The sequence below is a fragment of the Micromonospora sp. HB375 genome (assembly GCF_017872985.1).
Classification (GTDB): Bacteria; Actinomycetota; Actinomycetes; order Mycobacteriales; family Micromonosporaceae; genus Micromonospora; species Micromonospora chalcea.
In genome coordinates, this window is record NZ_JAGGJO010000001.1 from 4822709 (window position 1) to 4843707 (window position 20999).

Here is a 20999-nt window from a genome sequence, read left to right on the forward strand (position 1 = left end):
ATGACCCAGACGGACACCAGGGTGGGCCCGGCTGCTGCCGGGCCCACCCCGGGCCGGGCCCGGCCGTTCTGGACCACCCGCCGCCGGGACCAGCTCACCGGATACCTGTTCATCACCCCGCAGTTGCTCGGCAGCGTGGTCTTCGTGATCCTGCCGCTGGTCCTTGTGGTCTGGTACAGCCTGCACGAGTGGAACGTGCTGGCCGGCAGCTTCGACTACATCGGCACCGACAACTACGCCGCGCTGGCCGACGACCCCAACCTGGGCCCGGTGCTGCGGTCGACCGGCCTGTTCTCGGTCGGCCTGGTCGTGTTCAACCTCGGCCTGGCGTTGCTGCTGGCCGTCCTGCTCAACCAGAAGCTGCGCGGGACCATCGTGTTCCGCACCCTGTTCTTCTCCCCCGTGGTGGTCTCGCTCGTCGCGTGGACCATCGTCTGGGGCTTCCTGCTGCAGGACAACGGCGGCATCAACGGCCTGCTCGACACGATCGGCGTCGACGGCCCCAACTGGCTGCGCGGCGAGGGCACGGCGATGCTGTCGGTGATCGTCGTGCAGGTGTTCAAGAACGTCGGCCTGAACATGGTGCTGTTCCTGGCCGCCCTGCAGGGCGTGCCGGCCGAGCTGTACGAGGCCGCCGAGGTCGACGGCGCGAGCCGGCTGCGCCAGTTCTGGCGGATCACCGTGCCGCTGATCAGCCCGACGATCATGCTCACGTCGATCATCACGGTGGTCGGCTCGCTGCAGGTGTTCGCGCAGATCGCGGTGCTGACCCAGGGTGGACCCGGCACCTCGACCACGGTGCTCGTCTACTACCTCTACCAGCAGGCCTTCCAGTTCCATCACTTCGGCTACGGCGCCACGCTGTCGATCCTGCTGTTCGTCATCGTGCTCGCGCTGACGGTGCTGCAGTGGCAGATGCGCAAGAGGTGGGTCTTCCATGAATCGTGACCTGTCCCGGCGGACCAAGCTGGTGCTCTACGGGGTGCTGATGGTCCTGGCCGTCCCGTTCGTGTTCCCCACCTGGTGGATGGTCACCTCGTCGCTGAAGCCGGTGGCGGACATCTTCTCCTTCCCGCCGCAGCTGCTGCCGACCGATCCGCGGCTGGACGCGTACCAGCGGGTGTTCGAGCTGCAGCCGTTCGGGCAGCAGTACCTGAACAGCCTCTACATCGCGCTGCTGGTCACCGTCGGCACGCTCGCCGTGGCGTCGCTGGCCGGGTACGCGTTCGCGCGGATCCGGTTCCGGGGACAGAACGTGCTGTTCCTGGTCGTCCTCGCGGGCCTGCTCATCCCGAGCGAGGTGACGATCGTGCCGCTGTTCCAGATGTTCTTCAAGCTCGACCTGATCGACACCCACTGGCCGTTGATCCTGGTGCCGATCTTCGGGGCGCCGAGCGTGCTGGCCACGTTCATCATGCGGCAGTTCTTCATCAGCCTCCCCGGTGAGCTGGAGGAGGCGGCGCGGGTCGACGGGCTGGGACGCTTCGCCACGTTCTGGAAGATCGCGCTGCCGCTGTCCCGGCCCGCGCTCGGCGCGGTGGCCATCTTCACGTTCCTGCACAGCTGGAACCTGTACCTGGAACCGATCGTGTTCCTCTCCTCGCCGGACAAGTTCACCCTGCCGCAGGCGCTCACCCAGTTCGTCGACGCGTACGGCGGTCCGATGTGGGACGTCCAGCTCGCGGCGGCGTCGATGACCGCGCTGCCGGTGCTGGCGGTGTTCGTCATCGCGCAGAAGCAGTTCGTCGAGGGCCTCGCGCACACCGGTCTGAAGGGATGACCGAGCCGGTCGTCGGGATCGACATCGGCGGCACCAAGACCGCCGCCGCCCTCGTCGGTCCCGGTGCGCGGGTGCTCGACCGCCGCGAGGCGCCCACCCCCGCGCGCGGCGGGCCGGCCGCGGTGCTGGACACCGCCGCCGGCCTGGCCGCGGACCTGCTCGCCGCCGCCGGCCCCGGACCGGTCGGGGTGGGCACCGCGGGCACCGTCGACCCGGCGACCGGCGCCATCCGGTACGCCACCGACAGCCTGCCCGGGTGGGCCGGCACCCCGGTGGCCGACGAGCTGGCCGCGCGGCTGGGCCGGCCGGTGCGCGTTACCAACGACGTCGCCGCGGCGGCGCTGGGCGAGTGCTGGGCCGGAGCCGGACGGGGCCGGGGGCACGTGCTGCTGGCCGCCGTCGGCACCGGGCTGGGCGGCGCGATCGTCAACGACGGGCGGGGCGAGGGCGGCGCCCGGGGCGCGGCCGGCCAGCTCGGGCACCTGCCGGCACCGGGCGCGCACCGGCTGCGCTGCGGCTGCGGCCGGTACGGGCACCTGGAGGCGATCGCCTCCGGCACCGGCCTGGCCGCCGCGTATGCGCTCACCGGCGGTGACCCGGTCACCGGCCGGGAGGTGGCGCGGCGCGCGGCGGCCGGTGACGCGACCGCCCGGCAGGTCGTCGACCGGGCCGGCGCCGCGCTCGGCGCGGCCCTGGCCGGGCTGGTCGCCCTGCTCGACCCGGATGCGGTGGTGGTCGCCGGCGGCGCCGCCGCCACGCTGCTTCCCGCCGCCACGGCCGCCTACCGGGCGGAGCTACCCGGCGGCTGGGCGCACGTGCCGCTGCTTCCGGCGGCGCTGGGCGCCGACGCGGTGGTGGTCGGCGCCGCCCGGCTCGCCACCGCACCGATCCACCACGACGGAGGAACAAGCACGTGAGTGTCCTGGACGAACTCGCCGGCGGGCTGGTCGTGTCCTGCCAGCCCCTGCCCGACGACCCGGACGACCCGATGCGCGACCCGTACGTCCAGGCCCGCGTGGCGGCCGCCGTGGTCCGCGGCGGCGCGGTGGCGGTCCGGGTCAACGGCCCCGACGACGTGCGGGCCGTACGCGCCGCCGTCGACGTGCCGGTGATCGGGTTGTACAAGCACGGCACGCAGGGCGTGTTCATCACCCCGACCGCCGGGCACGCCCTCGAAGCGGCGCGGGCCGGGTCGCACGTCGTCGCGGTGGACGCCACCGACCGTCCCCGGCCCGACGGCCGGACCTTCGCCGACACCGTCCGCGCGGTCCACGAACAGAGCGACGCGCTGGTCCTGGCCGACGTCGCCACGGTGGCCGAGGGCGTCGCCGCCGTCGAGGCCGGCGCGGACGCGGTCGCCACCACGCTGTCCGGCTACACGCCGGCCGGCCCACCGATCGACGGGCCCGACCTCGGGCTCGTGGCGCGACTCGCCGCGCTGCTGCCCGTGCCGGTGATCGCCGAAGGGCGCTACCGGACCACGGAGCAGATCAGCCGGGCCTTCGAGGCGGGCGCCCACGCGGTGGTGATGGGCAACGCCGTCACCTCACCGCTGTGGATCACCCGCCGGCTGGTACCGGCCACCCCCCGGGCGGCGAGCGCGCCGGAGAAAAGGGAGCATCGATGAAGAGAAGAACCCTTCTTGCGGCCACCGGCGCGGCCGGCCTGGCCACCGTCGCCCTCGGCGGCCCCGCGTTCGCCCGGCCCGCCGGCCGGCGACCGAGCGTGGCGCTGGTGCCGCTGGACGACCGGCCGGTCAACACGTACTGCGCGGAGATGACCGGTGCGAGCGCCGACGCCGAGGTGCTGCTGCCGCCGCGGAACCTGCTGGGCCGTTTCTTCACCCCCGGTGACGGCGCCGGCATCGCCCGCTGGCTCGACGGCACCGACCGCGTCGACGGGTACGTGATCTCGGTGAGCATGCTGGCGTACGGGGGCCTGATCGCCTCGCGTACCGCCGCTCCGGCCCTGGCCGACGCGTTGCGCAACCTGGAGGCGATCCGGCGGCTGCGCGCACGCCGGTCCGACGCGGTGATCGAGGTGCACGACACGATCCAGCGGCTCGCCATCACCAGCACCGGCACCGACCTGGACAACTACCGTGACCTGCTGGTCCAGTGGGCAAAGCTGTACGACCAGGTGGTCAACCTGGGCCAGGAGGCGCTGCGGGGCCAGCTCGACGCCGTGCGGGCGCGCATCCCGGACGCCGTGGTCGAGGACTACCTGGCCGCGCGGGCACGCAACCACCAGGTCAACCGGCTGATGGTGGAGTGGGTCGCGGACGGGACGATCAGCCACCTGGTGCTCTCCGAGGACGACACCGCGCCGGTCGGCCTGGCCCGCGCCGAGCGGGTCGAGCTGGAGGCGCTGGTAGCGCGGCTCGGCGTCGGCGACCGGGTGGAGATCTTCCCCGGCGCCGACGAGGTCAACGCGCTGCTCGTCGCGCGCGTCGTCGCGGCCGGCGCCGCGCCCACCTACCGGGTGGAGTACGCCGGGGTGTCCGGCGAGGGCTGGACCGCCGCCCTGGAGGGCATCCCGTTCGCGGAGAACATCCGCCGGCACGTCACCTCGGTGGGCGGCCGGGTGGTCACCGGCGACGCGGACATCGTCCTCGCGGTGAACACCCCGTCGGCGGCGGCCGGGCAGCGGGCCGCCGACCTGGACGCGTTCGTCGGCCGCATCGGCGAACTGCTGGCCGCCGGCACCCAGGTGATCGTGGTGGACCCGCTGATCGTCAACAAGGGCGACCACGACCTGGTGTCCCGGATGGAGTCCCGGCTGGACCTGCCGGCGCTGCTGTCGTACTCGGGGTGGAACACTGGCGGCAACGCGCTCGGGCTGGCGCTCGCGCACGGCACCGCGCGGTGGGCGTACCTGCGTTCGTCCGGCAGCGGCTTCGGCGTGCCGGAGCTGCGCGGGCCGGCCCAGGCGCACGCCGAGTACCTGCTCTACCGGTTCGTCAAGGACGACCCGTGGAAGAACGTGGTGCAGGTCGAGGCGTACGCGCACGCCCGCGCGCAGGGCTGGGATCCGCTGGCGCTGACCGCCGAGCAGAAGCGCTACTTCGACGGCTGGGTACGCGACCGGCTGGTGCCGCTGACCGAGCGGTACTTCGCCGACCACTTCGCCGGGCACGAGCTGGTGCTCGGGGTACGCGGACGTAAGACCTTCACCGCGACGCTGGACCGGGTCACGGCGGTGCGGGTCGAGCTGCCGTGGGACCGGCTGTTCGAGGTCACGCTGGAGCCGAGCCTGCGGCTGCGCTGACCGGTGCGGGTGCGGTCCCCCGGGCCGCACCCGCCTCAGCGGGGCGTCAGCAGGCAGAACTCGGTGCCGTCCGGGTCGGCCAGCACCACGTCGCCGACGGTGTGCCGGCCCGTACCGGCCCGGGTCGCGCCGAGCGCCAGCAGCCGGTCGATCTCCGCGTCCCGGTCGCCGTCCGCGACCAGATCCAGGTGTACGCGGTCCCGCCCGCCGGCGTCCATCAGCGGCGGCCCGCTCCAGGTGACCTTCGCGCCCCCGCGCGGCGACTGGATCGCGGTCTCCTCGCCGTGGTCCCAGACCAGCGGCCAGCCCAGCGCCTCGGTCCAGAACAGGCCGGCCGCCCGGGTGCCGTCGCAGTTGACAGCGCCGACCGGGCCGCAGCCGGCGAGGAAGGTGTTGCCTGCCCCGATGACGCAGAACTCGTTGCCCTCCGGGTCGGCGAGCACCACATGGTCGTCGTCCGGCCCCTGGCCGATGTCGATGTGCCGCCCGCCCAGCGTCAGCGCCCGGTCGACGGTGTCCCGCTGGGCCTGCGGCGACGCGCTGGTCAGGTCGAAGTGGATCCGGTTCTGCACGGTCTTCGGCGCGTCGCTGGGCAGGAACCGGATGCGGACGTCGCTGTGGGCGTCGCCGCCGAGCGCCACGCCCTCGCGCGGGTCGTCGAGGATCTCCCGGCCGAGCACCCCGGACCAGAACCGCGCGAGCCGCCGCGGGTCGCCCGCGTCCATGCTGACCGCGTAGAGGTGAACCGCCATCCGTCGTCTCCGATCCCCCGCTGCCGACTGGCCGCAGCGTAGGACGGGCCGGGCCGGGCGCGCACCCGGATATCCGGCGGGCTACTTCGCCGGCAGCGTACGCGCGAAGCGGACCCCCCGGTCGACCCAGCGGGCCAGGTCGGCGTCGCGCTCGCAGGCGGCGGGCGACACGGTGACCCAGCCGCGCATCACCCAGCCCCGCATGACTGTCGCCTCGGCGCCGGGCTCGGCGAGCGCGCGCTCGGCCTCGGCCGGGTCGACCCGGACCATCAGGCCGCCCGCGCCGCGCACCACCACCGCCATGTTGCCGCGCAGCATCATCGCCAGGCCGCCGAACATGCGCCGCTCGGTGATGCCGGGCTCACCCCCGAGACGTTCGCGTACGCGGTTCGCCAGGTCCTCGTCGTAGGCCACGGTCCGATCCTGGCACCCGGGTCCGACAGGCGGGCGCGCCTCAGGCGCCGACGCGCTGTTCGGGGATGGACAGGCCGTACAGCGCCATCAGCTCCGGACTGTCGATCCGGCTGCCGTCGGCCACCGAGTCGCAGGCGATGTCGACGATCTGGTCCTTGTGCGCCAGCAGGTACGGCCGGGCGCCGACGTCGGCGCTGGCCAGCGTGGCGATGCCGGACCAGTGGCGGCGGCCGAACAGCATCGGGTAACCGCGCAGCCCGTCATAGGTGGCGCAGACCAGCACGTCCGGGTACGGCAGCGCGGTCACCCGGCGGACCGCCGCCGCGGTGAGCCCGGGCATGTCCACCGGCACCACGACGACGGCCTCGATGTCGTCGTCGGTGAGCGCGGCGAGCCCGGCCCGGATCGAGGAGCCCACGCCGGTGCCCCACGCGCGGTTGACCACGACCGTGGCGCCGGTCAGGTCGGTGGTCTGACGCACCTGCTCGGCCGCCGCGCCCAGGACGACCACGACCTGTGCGCAGCCCGCCTCGGCCATCGTGTCGATCATCTGGCTCACCAGCGGCTTCTCGCCCTGGTGCAGCAGCGCTTCGGGTCCGCCGATGCGGCGGCCGCCTCCGGCGGCGATGATCATTGCAGCGATCCGGTTCAGCTGTGCCCCCTCGATCAGGGGACGGACCGGGCACAGCCGCCCGGTCCGTCCCGTCGTACGCACACCGGGCCCAACGAGCACGACCGGATGCGGGTAGCGGGGCAAAACGGAAATTTGCGTGACTATGCCGCGTCTGCGTAGCAGTCGACAGTGGACGTGTCGAGCGGGAACCGGACCGGAGTGTCGCCGAACAGCAACCGCGTGGCCCGCGCGCCGGCCGCGGTGACCGCCTCCGCGACCGCCGCCGCCCGCCCGGCCGGGCAGTGCACCACCACCTCGTCGTGCTGGAAGAACACCAGCTCCGCCTCCGTGCCCGCCAGCTCGGTGCGCAGCGTCGCCAGCAGCGTGGAGGCCCACTCGGCGGCAGTCGCCTGGATGACGAAATTGCGGGTGAAACGACCACGCGACCGGGCCGCCCGGGCCGACGGGCTGTGCGGGTCGGCCTCGCCGTCGGGCAGCGCCTCGTCACCCTCGGCGAACCCCGCCGACCCCGGCGGGCAGGTACGCCCCAGCCAGGACCGGACCAGCCCACCCGCCTCACCGGTGCGCGCCGCCGCCTCCACGTAGCCGAACGCGGTCGGATAGTTCTTCCGCAGCACCGCCAGCGCCGGCACCGCCGCGCCGCCGGTCTGCCCGTACATCGCCCCGAGCAGGGCCACCTTGGCCTTCGCCCGGTCACCGGCGAACGCGTCCCGGGCCAGCGCGGCATACAGGTCACCGGCCCCACCCGCCGCGGCGAGCCGCTCGTCACCGGAGACCGCCGCGAGCACGCGCGGTTCGAGCTGGCCCGCGTCGGCGACCACGAACGTCCAGCCCGGGTCCGCCACCACTGCCTGCCGGATCACCTTCGGGATCTGCAACGCCCCACCGCCCCGGGTCGCCCACCGGCCGGAGACCACGCCGCCCGGCACGTACTCCGGGTGGAACCGGCCGCCGGCGACCCAGGCGTCGCGCCAGGCCCAGCCGTGCGCCGTCCAGATCCGGTACAGCTCCTTGTACTCCAGGACCAGCGGCGCCGCCGGATGCTCCACCCCGCGCAGCACCCAGGCCCGCGTGTTCGGCAGGTCCACGCCCGCGCGGGCGAACGCCCGCAACAGCTCCGCCGGCGAGTCGGCGTGCACCTGGCGTACGCCGAACGCGTCGGCGATCCGGGCCTGCAACTCGGCCAGCCGACGCGGCGGCCCGCCGACCGGTGACGCCTCACCGAGCAGGTCGGCCAGGATCGCGTCGTGCACGTCGACGCGCCACGGCAGACCGGCCGCGCCCATCTCGGCGGCCACCAGCGCGCCCGCCGACTCGGCGGCCACCAGCAGCCGGAACCGGCCGGGATGGGTGGTCGCGGCGATCCGGGCGAGCTGGTCGGCGTACACCCGGGTCAACGCCGTGACGCCCGGACCGGGCGGGCCCGACGGCGGCTCGAAGAGCGCGGCCTGGGCCTGGCCCGGCGGCTCGGGCGGGCGGGGCGCCGGGTCCGGCGGGACCGGCGCGCCGGTCAGCCGGGCCCAGGCGGCCGGCAGCGCGCGGGGCTCGCCCCAACGGCCGGCGTGCCCGAGCAGCAGCGCCTCGGTCAGCTCGACGTCGTGGCAGCGGTCGAGCCGGACCCCGGCGCGCAGCAGCGCCGGGTAGACGCCCGCCCAGGCGGCCCAGAGCCAGCGGGGGTGCCCGGCGGCCTCGCGGGCGGCCACCGCGGCGGCCAGGTCGGTGACCTCCTCGGCCGGGCCGGCCGGGGTGCCGTCGGCGTGCAGCGGTTGCAGCACGCCGCCGCCCCGCTCGTCCGCCACCACCGCCATCAGCACGGACGCATTCTGCCCCCTCCCCCCGACACGCTCCGCGTGTAAGGAAGGGCCCCCTCTTAACGCCTGCGGTAGAGGAAGGGCCCCTTCTTAACGCTGAGCGTTAAGAAGGGGCCCTTCCTTGCGTCCGGAGGGCTACTTGCCGACGCCGGCGGTGAGGCCGGACTGCACCTGGCGCTGGAAGACGATGTACACGATCAGCACCGGCAGCATCGCCATGGTGACACCGGCGAAGAGTCCGCTCCAGTCCGACTTGTAGCCCTGGTTGACCGACAGCTCGATCAGCCCCTGGGCGATCACCTGGTTCTTCGGCTCGCCGGAGACCGACTGCATGAGCAGCGTCGGCAGGTACCACTGGTTCCACTGGCCGAGCACGTTGAAGATGCCGATGCTGATCAGGCCCGGCTTGGCCATCGGCAGCATCACGCTGAAGAAGGTGCGGGTGTGCGACGCCCCGTCTACCTGGGCCGCCTCGGCGATCGAGTCGGGCAGCGTCCGGAAGAACGAGTGCATGAAGAAGATCGTGAACGACAGCGACCAGGCCACGTAGACCAGGATCAGCATGAGGTGCTTGTTCGGGCCGAGCAGCGGGAGGCTCACCCCGGTGTTGTAGACGCCCTTGAACAGCGGTACCGCGGCCAGGTAGATCGGCAGCGTCAGCCCGGACAGGAACATCCAGTAGATCAGCCGGTTGCCGCGGAACTCGTAGCGCGCCAGCGCGTACGCGGCCATCGAGCCGAGCAGCATCGTCAGCGTCACGCTGAACACGAGCACGAGCAGCGTGTTCAGGAAGAAGCTGTCGATCCCGGCGGTCCAGGCCCGGGCGAAGTTGTCCCACTGCAGCGCGTCGGGGATCAGCGACAGCGGTTCGCGGATCACCTCGGAGTCGGTCTTGAGCGCCGACATCACCACCCACAGCAGCGGGTAGACCACCATGATCGCCCAGACCGCGAGGAACAGGTGCGAGAAGCCGTTGAAGATCCGGCCGCCGAAGCCGTTGCCGACGTCCCGCCGGGCCGCGGGCGGGCGGGCCGGCGGCGCCGTGTCGGACCGGGCCGGACCGGAGGGGTGCGTCACCGTACTCATCGTCCAGACCTCCTCAGAACTCGATCCGCTCACGGCGGGTGATCCTCAGCTGGAGCGCGGCCAGCAGGATGGTGAAGATGGCCAGCGCGACGGCGATCGCGCAGGCGTAACCGAACTGGCCCTTCTGGAAGGCGTTGAACTGGATCACCGAGGCGAAGATCTCGCTGGCGTGGTTCGGTCCGCCCTGGCTCGGCGTCATGACGAAGACCAGCGCGTACATGTCCAGCGCGATGAAACCCAGATAGACCCAGGCGACCGAGATGCTGTCCCGCAGCAGCGGCAGCGTCACCTTGAAGAACGTGTGGAACCGGCCGGCGCCGTCGAGGATGGCGGCCTCGTAGATGTCCTTCGGGATCGACTGCATCGCGGCGGAGAACAGCACCATGTAGAAGCCGGCGCCGCTCCACACCGCGATGAACAGCAGCCACCAGAGCACCGCCGGCACGCCGAGGAACGGCTCCGGGTCGGCGGTGAAGGCGATCGGGTTGTCCGCGTCGACCAGCCCGATCTTGATGAGCAGGCCGTTGATCAGGCCCTGCCCGTCGGTGCGGTAGATCTGCTGCCACATGACGGCGATGACCACCAGCGACAGCACCTGCGGGAAGAAGAAGATGACCTTGTAGATCCCGGAGCCGAAGACTCCGCGGATGCCGGCCCTGTCCTCGCGTCCGCCCACGTTGAGCAGGAACGCGAGGAACAGGGCCAGCGCGATCGTGAACAGCGGCACGGTGACCAGGAAGAACACGTTGTGCCAGAACGCCTTCCGGATCAGCTCGTCGGAGAACAGCCGGACGTAGTTGTCCAGCCCGACGAAGCGCTGGGAATCGGAGTACCCGCCCCAGTCGGTCAGCGAGTATCCCGCCGCCTGGGCGAACGGCCACACCACGTAGAACAGGTACAGCGCGACGGGCAGGGCCAGGAAGCCCGTGACGAAACGCGCGACTCCGTGCCGCATTGGACTCACTTCCTCGCGGTGATCAGGCGGTGCGGGTCTGCTTCTTGATCGACGAGTCCTTGGCGACCTTGTCGGCGGCCGCCTGCATCTTGTCGACGAACTGCTGCGCGGTCAGGCGGCCGGCCATGAGCTCCTCGGAGAGGTTCTGGCTCTCCTTGTCCAGGTCGGCGTAGAAGTCCGGGAACTTCACCGAGATCAGGTCCGAGCTGCCGTTCTTCATCAGCGAGTTCGCCGACGCCAGCGCGGTGTCCTGGACGTTGTCGCCGGAGCCCTTGGTGGAGGCCAGCGACTTGGTCAGCTCGGCGAACTTCGCCGAGCCGGCCTTGGAGAGGATGGCCCGCAGGAACTCCTTCGCGGCCTCCTTGTTCGGCGCCTTGCTCGGCACCACGAAGCCCTCGCCGGAGGAGGCGAAGACGTCCTTGGCGGCCTTGTCCCCGCTCTTGCTCCAGTAGTCGGAGATGGTCATCTCGAAGCCCGGCGGGATGGTCGCGGCCATCTCGTTCTTCAGCCAGGTGCCGACCTGGATGAAGGCCGCCTTGCCGTCCAGGAACGCCTGCTGCGACTGGGTGTGGTCGAGCTTGCCCGGCAGCAGCAGCTTGTCCTTGACCAGCTTCTCCCACGGCTCCAGCGCCGCGACGATGCCGTCGGCCTTCCAGGCGCCGTCCTTCAGGTTGTCGATGTCGACGACGGCCTGCTTGCCGACCGCCTTCCAGATGCTGGCGAACAGCGCCCAGCGCGGGTAGTAGCCGTGCACCGCGTCGTGCACGTACGGCGCCATGCCCTTGGCCTTGATCTTCGGCGCGAGCGCGAAGAACTCGTCCCAGGTGGTCGGTGCCGTCCACCCCTCCTTCTTGAACAGGGCCGCGTTGTACCAGTTGCCCCAGACCGTGTACGCCACGTTGACGACGTAGAACTTGCCGTTCTGCGTACCGTCGGCGACCGTGCCGGGCAGCAGGCTGTCGGCGACGGTCCCCTCGCTGTCCCAGGCCGGCGCGGTGAGCAGGTCGTCCAGCGGCTCGATCGCGCCCTCGTTGATCAGCGTGCTGCGGTCCATCATGTCGGCGCCCGAGTTCATCACCAGGTCGCTCGGCTGCGTCGCCATCTTGGGCTGCTCTTCGGTCTTGATCTTCTGGGTGGAAGACATGTTGACCGTGATGTTCGGGTGCTTGGCGTTGAAGATGACCTTGTCTTCCTTGGCCCACTGGTCGCCCAGGCCGCCGTTGAAGACCACCACCTTGACCGCGCTGCCGTCCTTGACGCCGAACGGGTTGTCCTTGCTCTTGGCCGCGCCGCCGCCGTCGGACTTGCTCGGCTCGCTGCCGGCGCAGGCGCTGAGCAGACCGGCCGCCGGTACGGCCAGCAGACCGGCCGCCGCGGCACGCTGCAGCAGGGTCCGACGGCTGACGTCGCCGAACTTCTCGGGAGTAACCGACATCTTGTCTCTCCTTGTGGTGTCGGGTCAGGCGGTCCGCCGGAGGCGCCCGGCGTACCGCGACTCGAGGGCGAGGTTGTGCTCGTCCCCACCGGGGACGTTGGCGGAGAGGTAGACAGGGGGTACCTCTCCGGCCTGGTGGAACCGTCGTACGACCTCGGCGGTCAGCAGCTGCGCCAGCAGCGCCGCGGTGACCGAGGAGACCGCACAGACCGCGCCGCCGCCCTCGAGCGGCAGCAGTGCGTCGCCGTACGGCGCGCCGTTGTCCAGCACGACGTCGGCGAGGTCGGCGAGCCGGTGCCCGGACGGGTGCCGAGGAGCTACCCGGGCGGTGTGCTCGACCGAGGTGACAGCGATCAGCTGGTGGCCGCCGCGCTTGACGAGCGTCGCCAGCTCGACCACCGAGCCGTTGATGCCGGACTGCGAGGCGACCACGAACACGTCCTCCGGCTGCGGCGCCGCCAGCGCGTAGAGCTGGTGCGCCACGGCCGGGTCGCGTTCCAGTTTCGGATCGGCGAGCACGTCGCGGGGCGCGTCGCCGTGCAGCACGAGGTCGTGCAGGGAGAGCCGGTTGGCGGGGACCAGGCCGCCGGCCCGGGCGACCAGTTCGGCGGCGAACGCCTCGGAGTGACCGGCGCCGAACGCCTGGAGGACGCCGCCGGCGCGCAGGCCGGAGGCGATCAGGTCGGCCGCCCGGTCCACCGCGACCGCCTGGGTGTCGACCAGCCGGTCGAGCACCGGGCGGACCGCGTCGGCGTACCGCTGGGCACTGATCATGAGAGGGACCCCTTCGCGGCCTTGTGCCCGTCGACGGCCTGGGCGGTACGCCGGAAGGCCGCGTGGGCGCGGTCGTGGGTACGCTGCGCCACCGCGATGTAGAGCAGGTCGAGCACGACGAGCTGGGGATGCCGGGCGGAGAGCGCGTCCGGCCGGAACGTGGTCGCCTGACTGGCGGTGACCAGCACGATGTCGGCCAGCTCGGCCAGCGGCGAGCGGGGGAAGCCGGTCAGCGCGACTGTGGTCGCGCCGCGGCTGCCGGCCTCGGCGAGCAGCTCGATCGTCTCCCGGGTCTGCCCGGTGTGCGAGATGCCGAGCGCGACGTCCCCGGCGCCCAGCAGCGCGGCACTGGCCAGCCCCTCGTGCACGTCGTTCCAGGCCCACGCCGCGACCCCGATGCGGTGCAGGCTGAACTGCATCTCCTCGCCGACCAGCGCGCTGCCGCTGGCCCCGAAGATGTTCACCCGGCTGGCCCCGGCGATGGCGACCGCGGCCCGTTCCACCTCGGCCAGGTCCAGCAGCGCGGCGGTGTCGTGCATGGCCCGCGTGTCGGCGGCCATGATCTGGTCGAGCACCCGGGACAGCGGGTCGCCGGGCTGGATCTCGCGTCCGATGTCGACGGTCCAGCCGGCGGAGCGGGCCCGTCCGGTCTCGGCGGCGATGCCGAGCCGCAGGTCGGCGTACCCCTCGAAGCCCATCGCCCGGCAGAACCGGGTGATGGTCGCCGGTGACGTGCCGCTGCGCTCGGCCAGTTCGACGATGGTGGCCCGGGCCGCCGCCTCCGGGTCGCTGAGCACGTGCTCGGCGACCCGGCGCAGCGCGCCGGTCAACTCCCCCGCGCCGGCCCGGACCCGGGCCAGCACACCGTCGGCGCCCAGCCGGTCGGCCGGACCGGCATCGACCACCGCGGTCGCCGCGGAAGTCTCCACCTCGTGCTCGACCATCGGCGGGCGCCTTTCGGAAAAGAGTGTTAACTGTTAGTGGTAAAAGTTCTTACTGAAGGCCCCTCCGTGTCAAGGCCGTGGGCGAAGTTTTCAAACTGTTACCTGGCGCACGACCGCGATCTTGCGTCCGGCGACGCGGCCGACCAGCATGGGGACCATGTCGGACACCGTCGTGGTCGGCCTCGACGTCGGGGGTACGTCGACCCGCGCGGCAGCGCTCAGCCTCGACGGCGCCCGCCTGGGCGAAGGCCGGGCCGGCGGCGGCAACCCGACCAGTCACGGCGCCGACCGGGCCGCCGCCGAACTGCTCGCCGCCCTGCGCGCGGCGCTCGCCGGCATCGACCCGACCCGGGTACGCGCCGGCGTCATCGGCCTCGCCGGGGCCGGCCGCCTCCTGGCCGACCCGAACGGCCGCGACGCGTTCGACAGCGCCTGGGCCGAGGCGGGACTGCGCTGCCCGTACGCGGTGCACGGCGACGCGCTGGTCGCCTACGCCTCCGGCACCGCCGCCCCGGACGGCACGGTGCTCATCGCCGGCACCGGCGCGATCGCCGCCCAGGTACGCGACCTGCGGCTGGACCGTGTCGCCGACGGCCACGGCTGGCTGCTCGGCGACGCCGGCTCGGGGTTCTGGCTCGGCCGCGAGGCGGTCCGCCGGCTGCTGACCGGCCTGGACCGCGCACAAGCCCCCGGCGACCTGGGCCGACGGGTGCTGTCGGAACTGACCGGCGCGACCGCTGTGGACGACCGACCGCGCGCGACGGTCGACGCCGTGGTGCAGGCGGTGACCCGCCGACCGCCGGTGGAGCTGGCCCGGCTCGCGCCGCTCGTGGTGTCGTCGGCCCGCGACGGGGAGCCCACGGCGGTCGCGCTGATCGCCGAGGCCGCCGCGGCGCTGGCGCAGAGCGTGTCCCGGATCCGCCCGCCGGGAGCGGCCGACCCCGTGGTGCTCGGCGGCGGGCTGCTCACCGGCGACACCCCGCTGGCCGGCGCGGTACGCGCGGAGCTGGCCGGCCGCTGGCCGGACGCGCCGCTGCTCAGCGCCGGGGACGGGGCCGCCGCCGCGGCCTGGCTCGCCGCCCGGGACCTGCCCGAGGTGACCGACCCGGCGGCGCTGCACGCCCGCCTCGTGCCCCCACCCGCCTGACCCGCGCTGCGGCGGGTCAGGGCAGCGCGGCCAGCGCGGCGGCGAGGCGCGCCCAGACGTGGGTACGCCAGCCGCCGTCGAGCAGCGTGAAGGTACGCCGCTGAAGCGGATCGTCCGGATCGAACCCGGCGTGCTCCAGGAACAGCCGGGTGCCCCGCCCCTCGGGCACAAGCGTCCAGGTGACCACCGTGTCGAGCGTGCCGCCGCGCCAGGCCCACCGCATCCGGCGCGGCTCGTCCAGTTCCAGCACCTCGCAGTGGACCGTCCCGTCGAACCGCTGGCCGGGTCGCGCGTCGGTCCGGAACGTGAACCGGTGCCCGCGTACGGGCCGGAAGTCGTTCGGCATGAGCCAGCGTCCGATCAGATCGGAATCGGTCAGCGCGCGCCACACCTTGGCGGGCGGGTGCGGCAGGAACTGGTCCACCGCGATGCGGGTCGGCTCACTCATCCGGCATCGCGTCCAGCACGTCGCCCAGGCCGGCCAGCCGCTGCCGCCAGAACCGCTCGTACGGGGTGAGCCAGTCGGCCACCTCCCGCAGCGGCTCGGGGCGCAGCGCGTAGACCCGCTGCCGGCCGACGGGCCGCTCGGTCACCAGCCCGGCGTCCTTGAGCACCCGCAGGTGCTCCGACAGGCTGGGACGCCGCATCTCGAAGCGGTCGGCGAGCCGCTGCACCGGCTGCTCCCCCTCGTCGCGGAGCAGCCGCAGCACCTCCCGCCGGGTCGGGTTGGCCAGCGCCGCGAACACGTCCGGCTCAGACACGGGTCTCCTGCAGGACGAGCCCGTTGCCGTCCGGGTCGGCGAAGGTGACATAGCGCCCCCAGGGCACGACCTGGACGCTGTCCTCGGCGAACGCCACCCCCCGCTCGCGCAGCCGGGCCACGTCCGCGTCGAGGTCGTCGCTCTCCAGCACCAGCCCGCGCAGCGAGCCGGCCGGCATGCTGTCGAACCAGGTGACGAGCGTCAGCGTGGTCACCGCGCCCCGGGGCGCCACCTGGACCCAGCGGCCGTCCGGCATCGGGTTGTCCCGGACCAGGTCGAAGCCGAGTACGTCGACGTAGAAGTCGCGGGCCCGGTCCTGGTCGCCGACGGGGACGGAGACGATCTGCGCGTGAGTGACGGACATGCCCGCCAGCATAGGTAGGAGATTTCCTACCGGTCAAGCGGAACGAAGGCCGGCCGGGATCTTCCCCACTGCCCCGTTGCCTGTGGCAACCACCTCACTTGAGCTGCCCCGCGGTCAGTCCGGACTGGACCTGACGTTGGAACGCCACGTACACCACGAGCACCGGCAGCACCGCGATGGTCAGGCCGGCGAACAACTGGGCGTAGTCACCGGCGTAGCCCTGGCTGACCGCGAGCGAACTCAGGCCCTGGGCGAGCATCCGGTCCTGCCCGTCGCCGGGGATGAGCACCTGGGGCAGCAGGAACTGGTTCCAGTGGCTCAGGAAGTTGAAGATCCCGACACTGATCAGTCCCGGTCGCGCCATCGGCAGCATCACCCGGAAGAACAGCCGGAAGTGCCCGCACCCGTCGATCAGCGCGGCCTCCGCCACCGAGGTCGGCAGCGTCCGGAAGAACGCGGTCAGGAAGAACACCGTGAACGGCAGCGAGTACGCGGTGTAGACCAGGATCAGGCCGGGCCAGGTGCCGAGCAGGCCGACGCTGCGGACCACGAAGAACAGCGGCACCAGGGCCAGGAACACCGGGAACATCATGCCGCCGACGAACAGGTAGTAGACCACCTGCCGGCCGCGGAACTCGTAGCGCGCGAAGACGTACGCGGCGGTGGCGCCGAGCAGCATGGTCAGACTCAGCGAGCCGGATACCACCACCAGGCTGTTGAAGAAGAACCGGCCGATGTGCGCGGTGCTCCAGGCCCGCGCCCAGTTGTCGAAGCGCAGCGCCTCGGGCAGCCCCCACGGCTCGGCGATGATCTCGCCGTTGCTCTTCAGCGAGCTGAGCACCATCCAGGCCAGCGGCAGCACCGTCATGGCCGCCCAGAGCATGAGGAAGCCGTGCGAGAAGACGTTCGCCACGCCCAGCTCACGCCGGGGCGGACGGCCGGCCGGGGTCGCCGCGCGGGTCGCCTCGGCGCCCGGGGCGCCGGTGTCCACGGTGGTCACGAGTACTCGATCCGATCGCGCCGGGCGGTGCGCAGCGCCAGCACCGCCACCGAGAGGGTCAGGAAGAACATCGCCACACCGATCGCCGAGGCGTACCCGAACTTGTTCTCGCTGCCGAACGACGTGTCGTACATCCGCAGCCCGATCACGTCGGAGGAGAAGTTCGGCCCGCCGTTGGTCATGAGCTGGACCAGGATGAAGCCGTCCAGCGCCGCGATGGCCAGGTAGATCCAGGCGACCTGGATGGTGTCCCAGAGCAGCGGAATGGTGATCTTCCGCAGCATCGTGGTGCGGGACGCGCCGTCGAGCAGCACCGCCTCGTAGATGTCACGCGGGATGGCCTGCATGGCGGCGCCGAAGAGCACCACGTAGAAGCCGACGTTGCTCCACACCATCACCGCCAGCACGCACCAGAACGCGAAGCGCGGGTCGCCGAGCCAGGCCGGGGTGGCCAGCCCGACGGCGCGCAGGGCGCCGTTGAGCAGGCCACTCGTCGGACTGTAGATCTCCTTCCAGAGCAGCGCGATGATCACCACGGAGAGCACCTGCGGGAAGAAGTAGACGAGCCGGTAGACCGAGGTGCCCCGCACCCCGGTCACCCCGGCCCGGCCCCGGCGGCCGCCCATGGTGAGCATGCTGGCGAAGAACAGGCCCAGCCCGATCGTCACCACCGGCACCACGGCGAGCAGGATCGCGTTGTTCTTCAGGGCGTTCCACACGTACCCGTCGTTCAGCAGCGTGCGGAAGTTCGCCATGCCGACCGGGTCGGCCTGCGCGGAGTAGCCCATCCAGTCGGTGGTGGAGATCTGAAAAGCCTGGAGGTACGGCGAGAGCACGAAGATGCCGTACAGCGCCAGCGGGGGCAGCAGGAACGTGAGGATCAGGGGGAGGCGGCCCTGTCGCATCACGCCGACCGCTTGTACTTCTTGACCGAGCTGTCCCCGGCGATCGAGTCGGCGCCCCTCTGGCACTGGTCGAGGAACTCGGCCGGGCCGATCCGGCCGCTGAAGAACTCGCCGCAGGCCGCGTCGACGAGGTTGCGCTCCAGCTTGCGATAGTAGTTGTTGTAGACCCAGTTGAAGCCGTTGGACCCGGACGCGTCGAGCGCCTTGACCACGGTGCTGAGCCCGTACGGCAGGTCGACGCCCTCGGTGGCGCCGGCGACCACGGGCAGGCTGGCGACCTTCTTGGTGAAGTCCTGCGCGCCCTTGCGGGACAGCATGGTCCGGAAGTACTCCAGGCCACCGGCTACGTTCTTCGCCTTCGCCGGCACCATGAACGGCTCGCCCGCGGTGCCGCGGATCGCCTCGTACGGCAGCTTGTCGCCGCTGCCCAGGCTCGGCGTGGGCGCGACCGTCATGTTGAAGCCGGGCGGGGTGACGTCCTTCTGCTCGCTCTCCAGCCAGGAGCCGCAGGAGATGAACGCGGCCTTGCCCTGGCACCAGGCGGTCTGCGACTGCTTGTGGTCCAGGCCCGGGGAGCCGGCGAGGATGAACTTGTCCTTGACGATCTGGTGCCAGGCGTCGGCGGCGGTCTTCATCGCGTCCGACTTCCAGGCGTTCGGCTCCAGGTTGTCGATCGCCAGCGCCACGGACGGGCCGCCGAGCTTGATCGCGGTGGAGATCAGCGGCCAGCTCATGTAGCGGGGGTGCACACCGGCGTACGTCCAGGGGGCGATGCCGGCGGCCTTGATCCGGCGGCAGAGCGCGATGTGGTCGTCCCAGGTCTTGGCGTCCTCCCAGCCACGGTCGGCGAACAGCTTGGTGGAGTGCCAGATGCCGTACACCGTGTAGGTGTAGTTGAGGACCAGGAACCGGCCGTCGTAGGAGCCGACCTCCACGGTGCCGGGCAGCAGCGTGTCCTTGACCGTCTTGCCGGGCGTGTCGAGGCTGGGGGCGGCGAGCAGCTCGCCCAGGTCGGCGAGCGCGTTCTGGGAGACCAGGCCGTTGAAGTCGATCTGGCCGGCGCCGGAGTTGTTCACCACGTCGGGCGGGCTGCCGTCGACGAAGCGGGGCTGGAGCGTCTTGCTGATCTCCGCGGTGGCCGAGTGCTTGATCTCCGCCTTCGGGTACCGCTCCTTGTACATGGCCTCGTGGGCCTTGGCGTAGTCCTCCCCGAAGCCGCCGTTGAAGATCACCACCTCCAGCGGGGCGTCCTCGGCCACGCCGAGCGGGTTCTGCTCGCTCTTCGTGCCCTTGTACGCGCCGCCGTCGCCCTCGTCGCCGCCACCGGAGGTGGCGCAGCCGGCGAGCAGGCCGGCGGCAGGGGTGGCCAGCAGGCCGGCGGCGGCGCTGCGCCGAAGGATCTCACGCCTGTTCATCGCATCTCCTCGGTTCGGGTACGCCCGGTGAACGATCTGTCGCTTGTCTTCACATAAGGCATTTCCACTGAAGAATTTCTACGACAGTGCGACGGGGACCACAACCCCTCTCGACCGATCCGTTATCCGTACCGGTCGCGGCGCGCTGGCCTAGCCTGACTTCATGCGCCGCCTGCGGCAGCTCGCGCAACGCACGCCGCCGGGGCGGGAGCGCTACATCGACCTGCTCCGGGCGCTGGCCATCACCATGGTCGTGCTCGGCCACTGGGGCGTCACGGTGATCGGGTACGACAACGGCCGCCCCGCCGGCCACTCCGCGCTGGCGGACCTGCGCTGGGCCTGGCCGCTGACCTGGGTGGCCCAGGTGATGCCGGTGTTCTTCCTGGTCGGCGGCTACGCCAACGCCGCCTCGCTCACCTCACGCCGCCGCCGGGGCGGCTCGGCGACGGGCTGGCTGGTCGACCGCAGCGCCCGGCTGATCCGCCCCACCACCGTGTTGCTGCTGGTCCTGGCGGCGGGAGCGGGGTTCGCCACGCTGCGCGGCGCCGACGCGGCGCAGGTGCGCGAGGTGATCTGGTTCGCCACCATCCCGCTGTGGTTCCTGGTCGCCTACGTCGCGGTGGTGGCGCTGACCCCGCCGATGTACGCGCTGCACCGCCGGTTCGGGCTCGCCGTGCCGGTGGTGCTCGTGGCCCTGGTCGCGCTCGGCGACCTCGGCCGGCTCCTCGGCCCGGCCGTGCTCGCCGACGGCAACTACCTGCTGGGCTGGCTGGCCGTGCACCAGGTCGGGTTCGCCTGGTACGACGCCGCCCGGCCGGACACCCGCGCCGGACACGCCGCGCCGCGTGGCCTGTTCCGCCGCCGGCTGCCGCTGTCCGGCCGGGCCGGGGCGGTACTGCTCGGCGGCGGCCTGGTCGCGCTGGTTCTGCTCACGGTGGCCGGACCGTACCCGGTGGCGATGCTCCACGTCCCCGGCGAGCGGCTGGACAACGCGGCGCCGCCGAGCCTGGCGCTGATGGCCGCCGCGGCCGCCCAGCTCGGCCTGATCCTGCTGCTGCGACGCCCGGCCGGGCGCTGGCTGCGCCGGTCCGGCCCCTGGCAGGCGGTGCTCGCGGTCAACGCCGTGGTGCTCACCCTGTTCCTCTGGCACCTGACCGCCGCGGTGCTGCTGGTCGGCCTGCTGGACGCGCTCGGCGTGCTGCCCACTCCCCCGGTCGGCTCGGCGGCCTGGTGGGCGTGGCGCGTACCGTGGCTGCTCGCGCTGGCCGCGGTGCTGGCCGTGCTGGTCGCCGTCTTCGGCCCGGTCGAGGCCCGGACCCGCCGCCCGGCCGCGACCGGCCCGGCCGGCGTCGGGAGGCGGCGGCTGCGCGCCGGGCTGGCCCTCGCCGGGTACGCGGGCGTGCTCGTCGGCCTGCTGCTGAACAGCCTCGTGCCCAAGGCGACACCCGAGCCGCTGGGTCTGCCCGCCCCGGCGCTGGTGGCGTACCTGGCCGGGGCGGGTCTGCTGCGGCTGCTCAGGTCCGGACGGGTGGTCCGGCGTCGGCCGGGTTGACGG

General features: G+C 72.3%; 22 protein-coding genes. 7 read left to right on the forward strand and 15 right to left on the reverse strand.

Annotated features, from left to right (window positions below):
• Genes J3R08_RS21010 through J3R08_RS21030 form a run of 5 tightly spaced genes read left to right on the forward strand, consistent with a single transcriptional unit; the run spans nucleotide 1 to nucleotide 5047 of the window.
• Complete coding sequence (locus J3R08_RS21010) at nucleotides 1–948, forward strand: carbohydrate ABC transporter permease (protein WP_209962570.1); 948 nt, start codon at nucleotides 1–3, stop codon at nucleotides 946–948.
• Nucleotides 938–1780 carry a carbohydrate ABC transporter permease gene (locus tag J3R08_RS21015; protein WP_013287328.1) on the forward strand — a complete coding sequence of 281 codons (843 nt, stop codon included), beginning with the start codon at nucleotides 938–940 and terminating at the stop codon, nucleotides 1778–1780. The genes J3R08_RS21010 and J3R08_RS21015 overlap by 11 nt, the downstream gene beginning before the upstream one ends.
• Entirely contained in the window at nucleotides 1777–2697 is a 921-nt protein-coding gene (locus J3R08_RS21020) for an ROK family protein (RefSeq protein WP_069087732.1), read from the forward strand. Before J3R08_RS21015 ends, J3R08_RS21020 begins: the two co-directional genes overlap by 4 nt.
• On the forward strand, nucleotides 2694–3407 hold the full coding sequence (locus J3R08_RS21025) for an N-acetylmannosamine-6-phosphate 2-epimerase (RefSeq protein ID WP_043329777.1): 714 nt from the start codon (nucleotides 2694–2696) through the stop codon (nucleotides 3405–3407). The genes J3R08_RS21020 and J3R08_RS21025 overlap by 4 nt, the downstream gene beginning before the upstream one ends.
• Nucleotides 3404–5047, forward strand: coding sequence for a DUF4127 family protein (locus tag J3R08_RS21030; protein ID WP_104115808.1), 1644 nt, complete (start codon nucleotides 3404–3406; stop codon nucleotides 5045–5047). The genes J3R08_RS21025 and J3R08_RS21030 overlap by 4 nt, the downstream gene beginning before the upstream one ends.
• A 35-nt stretch (nucleotides 5048–5082) precedes the next feature.
• Here J3R08_RS21030 and J3R08_RS21035 read toward each other — a convergent pair whose 3' ends face one another.
• The 9 genes from J3R08_RS21035 to J3R08_RS21075 form a co-directional block, all read right to left on the reverse strand.
• Nucleotides 5083–5799 carry a VOC family protein gene (locus J3R08_RS21035; protein WP_113972440.1) on the reverse strand — a complete coding sequence of 239 codons (717 nt, stop codon included), beginning with the start codon at nucleotides 5797–5799 and terminating at the stop codon, nucleotides 5083–5085.
• Nucleotides 5800–5880: 81 nt separating this feature from the next.
• A complete protein-coding gene (locus tag J3R08_RS21040) occupies nucleotides 5881–6213 on the reverse strand; it encodes a TfoX/Sxy family protein (RefSeq protein WP_043329771.1) in 333 nt (110 codons plus the stop codon).
• Nucleotides 6214–6253: 40 nt separating this feature from the next.
• Nucleotides 6254–6847 (reverse strand): NTP transferase domain-containing protein, encoded by a 594-nt coding sequence (locus J3R08_RS21045; protein ID WP_030500339.1) that lies wholly within the window; start codon nucleotides 6845–6847, stop codon nucleotides 6254–6256.
• Between the two features lie 140 nt (nucleotides 6848–6987).
• The gene (locus tag J3R08_RS21050) at nucleotides 6988–8655 is read right to left on the reverse strand and encodes a bifunctional 3'-5' exonuclease/DNA polymerase (protein ID WP_245255531.1); all 1668 of its coding nucleotides are present in this window, start codon (nucleotides 8653–8655) and stop codon (nucleotides 6988–6990) included.
• A 138-nt stretch (nucleotides 8656–8793) separates the two neighbouring features.
• Nucleotides 8794–9744: a carbohydrate ABC transporter permease gene (locus J3R08_RS21055; protein ID WP_043329769.1), complete on the reverse strand. Its 951-nt coding sequence runs from the start codon at nucleotides 9742–9744 to the stop codon at nucleotides 8794–8796.
• A gap of 13 nt (nucleotides 9745–9757) precedes the next feature.
• Complete coding sequence (locus tag J3R08_RS21060) at nucleotides 9758–10699, reverse strand: carbohydrate ABC transporter permease (RefSeq protein ID WP_043329767.1); 942 nt, start codon at nucleotides 10697–10699, stop codon at nucleotides 9758–9760.
• A gap of 22 nt (nucleotides 10700–10721) precedes the next feature.
• Nucleotides 10722–12134, reverse strand: coding sequence for an N-acetylglucosamine/diacetylchitobiose ABC transporter substrate-binding protein (gene ngcE / locus J3R08_RS21065; protein WP_043329765.1), 1413 nt, complete (start codon nucleotides 12132–12134; stop codon nucleotides 10722–10724).
• Nucleotides 12135–12158: 24 nt separating this feature from the next.
• The gene (locus tag J3R08_RS21070; protein ID WP_030500334.1) at nucleotides 12159–12908 is read right to left on the reverse strand and encodes a sugar isomerase domain-containing protein; all 750 of its coding nucleotides are present in this window, start codon (nucleotides 12906–12908) and stop codon (nucleotides 12159–12161) included.
• Nucleotides 12905–13852, reverse strand: coding sequence for a MurR/RpiR family transcriptional regulator (locus J3R08_RS21075; RefSeq protein WP_043329763.1), 948 nt, complete (start codon nucleotides 13850–13852; stop codon nucleotides 12905–12907). Before J3R08_RS21075 ends, J3R08_RS21070 begins: the two co-directional genes overlap by 4 nt.
• A gap of 157 nt (nucleotides 13853–14009) precedes the next feature.
• Between J3R08_RS21075 and J3R08_RS21080 the strand changes: the two genes are divergently transcribed.
• Nucleotides 14010–14999: an N-acetylglucosamine kinase gene (locus J3R08_RS21080; protein WP_064445371.1), complete on the forward strand. Its 990-nt coding sequence runs from the start codon at nucleotides 14010–14012 to the stop codon at nucleotides 14997–14999.
• Between the two features lie 16 nt (nucleotides 15000–15015).
• Here J3R08_RS21080 and J3R08_RS21085 read toward each other — a convergent pair whose 3' ends face one another.
• The 6 genes from J3R08_RS21085 to ngcE (J3R08_RS21110) all read right to left on the reverse strand — a co-directional run bounded on the left by J3R08_RS21085 (nucleotide 15016) and on the right by ngcE (J3R08_RS21110) (nucleotide 19444).
• Nucleotides 15016–15447: an SRPBCC domain-containing protein gene (locus tag J3R08_RS21085; protein ID WP_043329759.1), complete on the reverse strand. Its 432-nt coding sequence runs from the start codon at nucleotides 15445–15447 to the stop codon at nucleotides 15016–15018.
• Nucleotides 15440–15760, reverse strand: coding sequence for a helix-turn-helix transcriptional regulator (locus J3R08_RS21090; RefSeq protein ID WP_030500330.1), 321 nt, complete (start codon nucleotides 15758–15760; stop codon nucleotides 15440–15442). The genes J3R08_RS21085 and J3R08_RS21090 overlap by 8 nt, the downstream gene beginning before the upstream one ends.
• Nucleotides 15753–16124, reverse strand: a complete 372-nt coding sequence (locus J3R08_RS21095) for a VOC family protein (RefSeq protein ID WP_043331143.1) — start codon at nucleotides 16122–16124, stop codon at nucleotides 15753–15755. Before J3R08_RS21095 ends, J3R08_RS21090 begins: the two co-directional genes overlap by 8 nt.
• 94 nt (nucleotides 16125–16218) lie before the next feature.
• Nucleotides 16219–17124: a carbohydrate ABC transporter permease gene (locus J3R08_RS21100; RefSeq protein WP_374102384.1), complete on the reverse strand. Its 906-nt coding sequence runs from the start codon at nucleotides 17122–17124 to the stop codon at nucleotides 16219–16221.
• Nucleotides 17121–18029: a carbohydrate ABC transporter permease gene (locus J3R08_RS21105; protein WP_030500326.1), complete on the reverse strand. Its 909-nt coding sequence runs from the start codon at nucleotides 18027–18029 to the stop codon at nucleotides 17121–17123. Before J3R08_RS21105 ends, J3R08_RS21100 begins: the two co-directional genes overlap by 4 nt.
• Nucleotides 18029–19444, reverse strand: coding sequence for an N-acetylglucosamine/diacetylchitobiose ABC transporter substrate-binding protein (gene ngcE / locus J3R08_RS21110; RefSeq protein ID WP_209962572.1), 1416 nt, complete (start codon nucleotides 19442–19444; stop codon nucleotides 18029–18031). The genes J3R08_RS21105 and ngcE (J3R08_RS21110) overlap by 1 nt, the downstream gene beginning before the upstream one ends.
• A gap of 163 nt (nucleotides 19445–19607) precedes the next feature.
• Between ngcE (J3R08_RS21110) and J3R08_RS21115 the strand changes: the two genes are divergently transcribed.
• A complete protein-coding gene (locus J3R08_RS21115; RefSeq protein ID WP_209962574.1) occupies nucleotides 19608–20996 on the forward strand; it encodes an acyltransferase in 1389 nt (462 codons plus the stop codon).
• Nucleotides 20997–20999 lie beyond the last annotated feature (3 nt).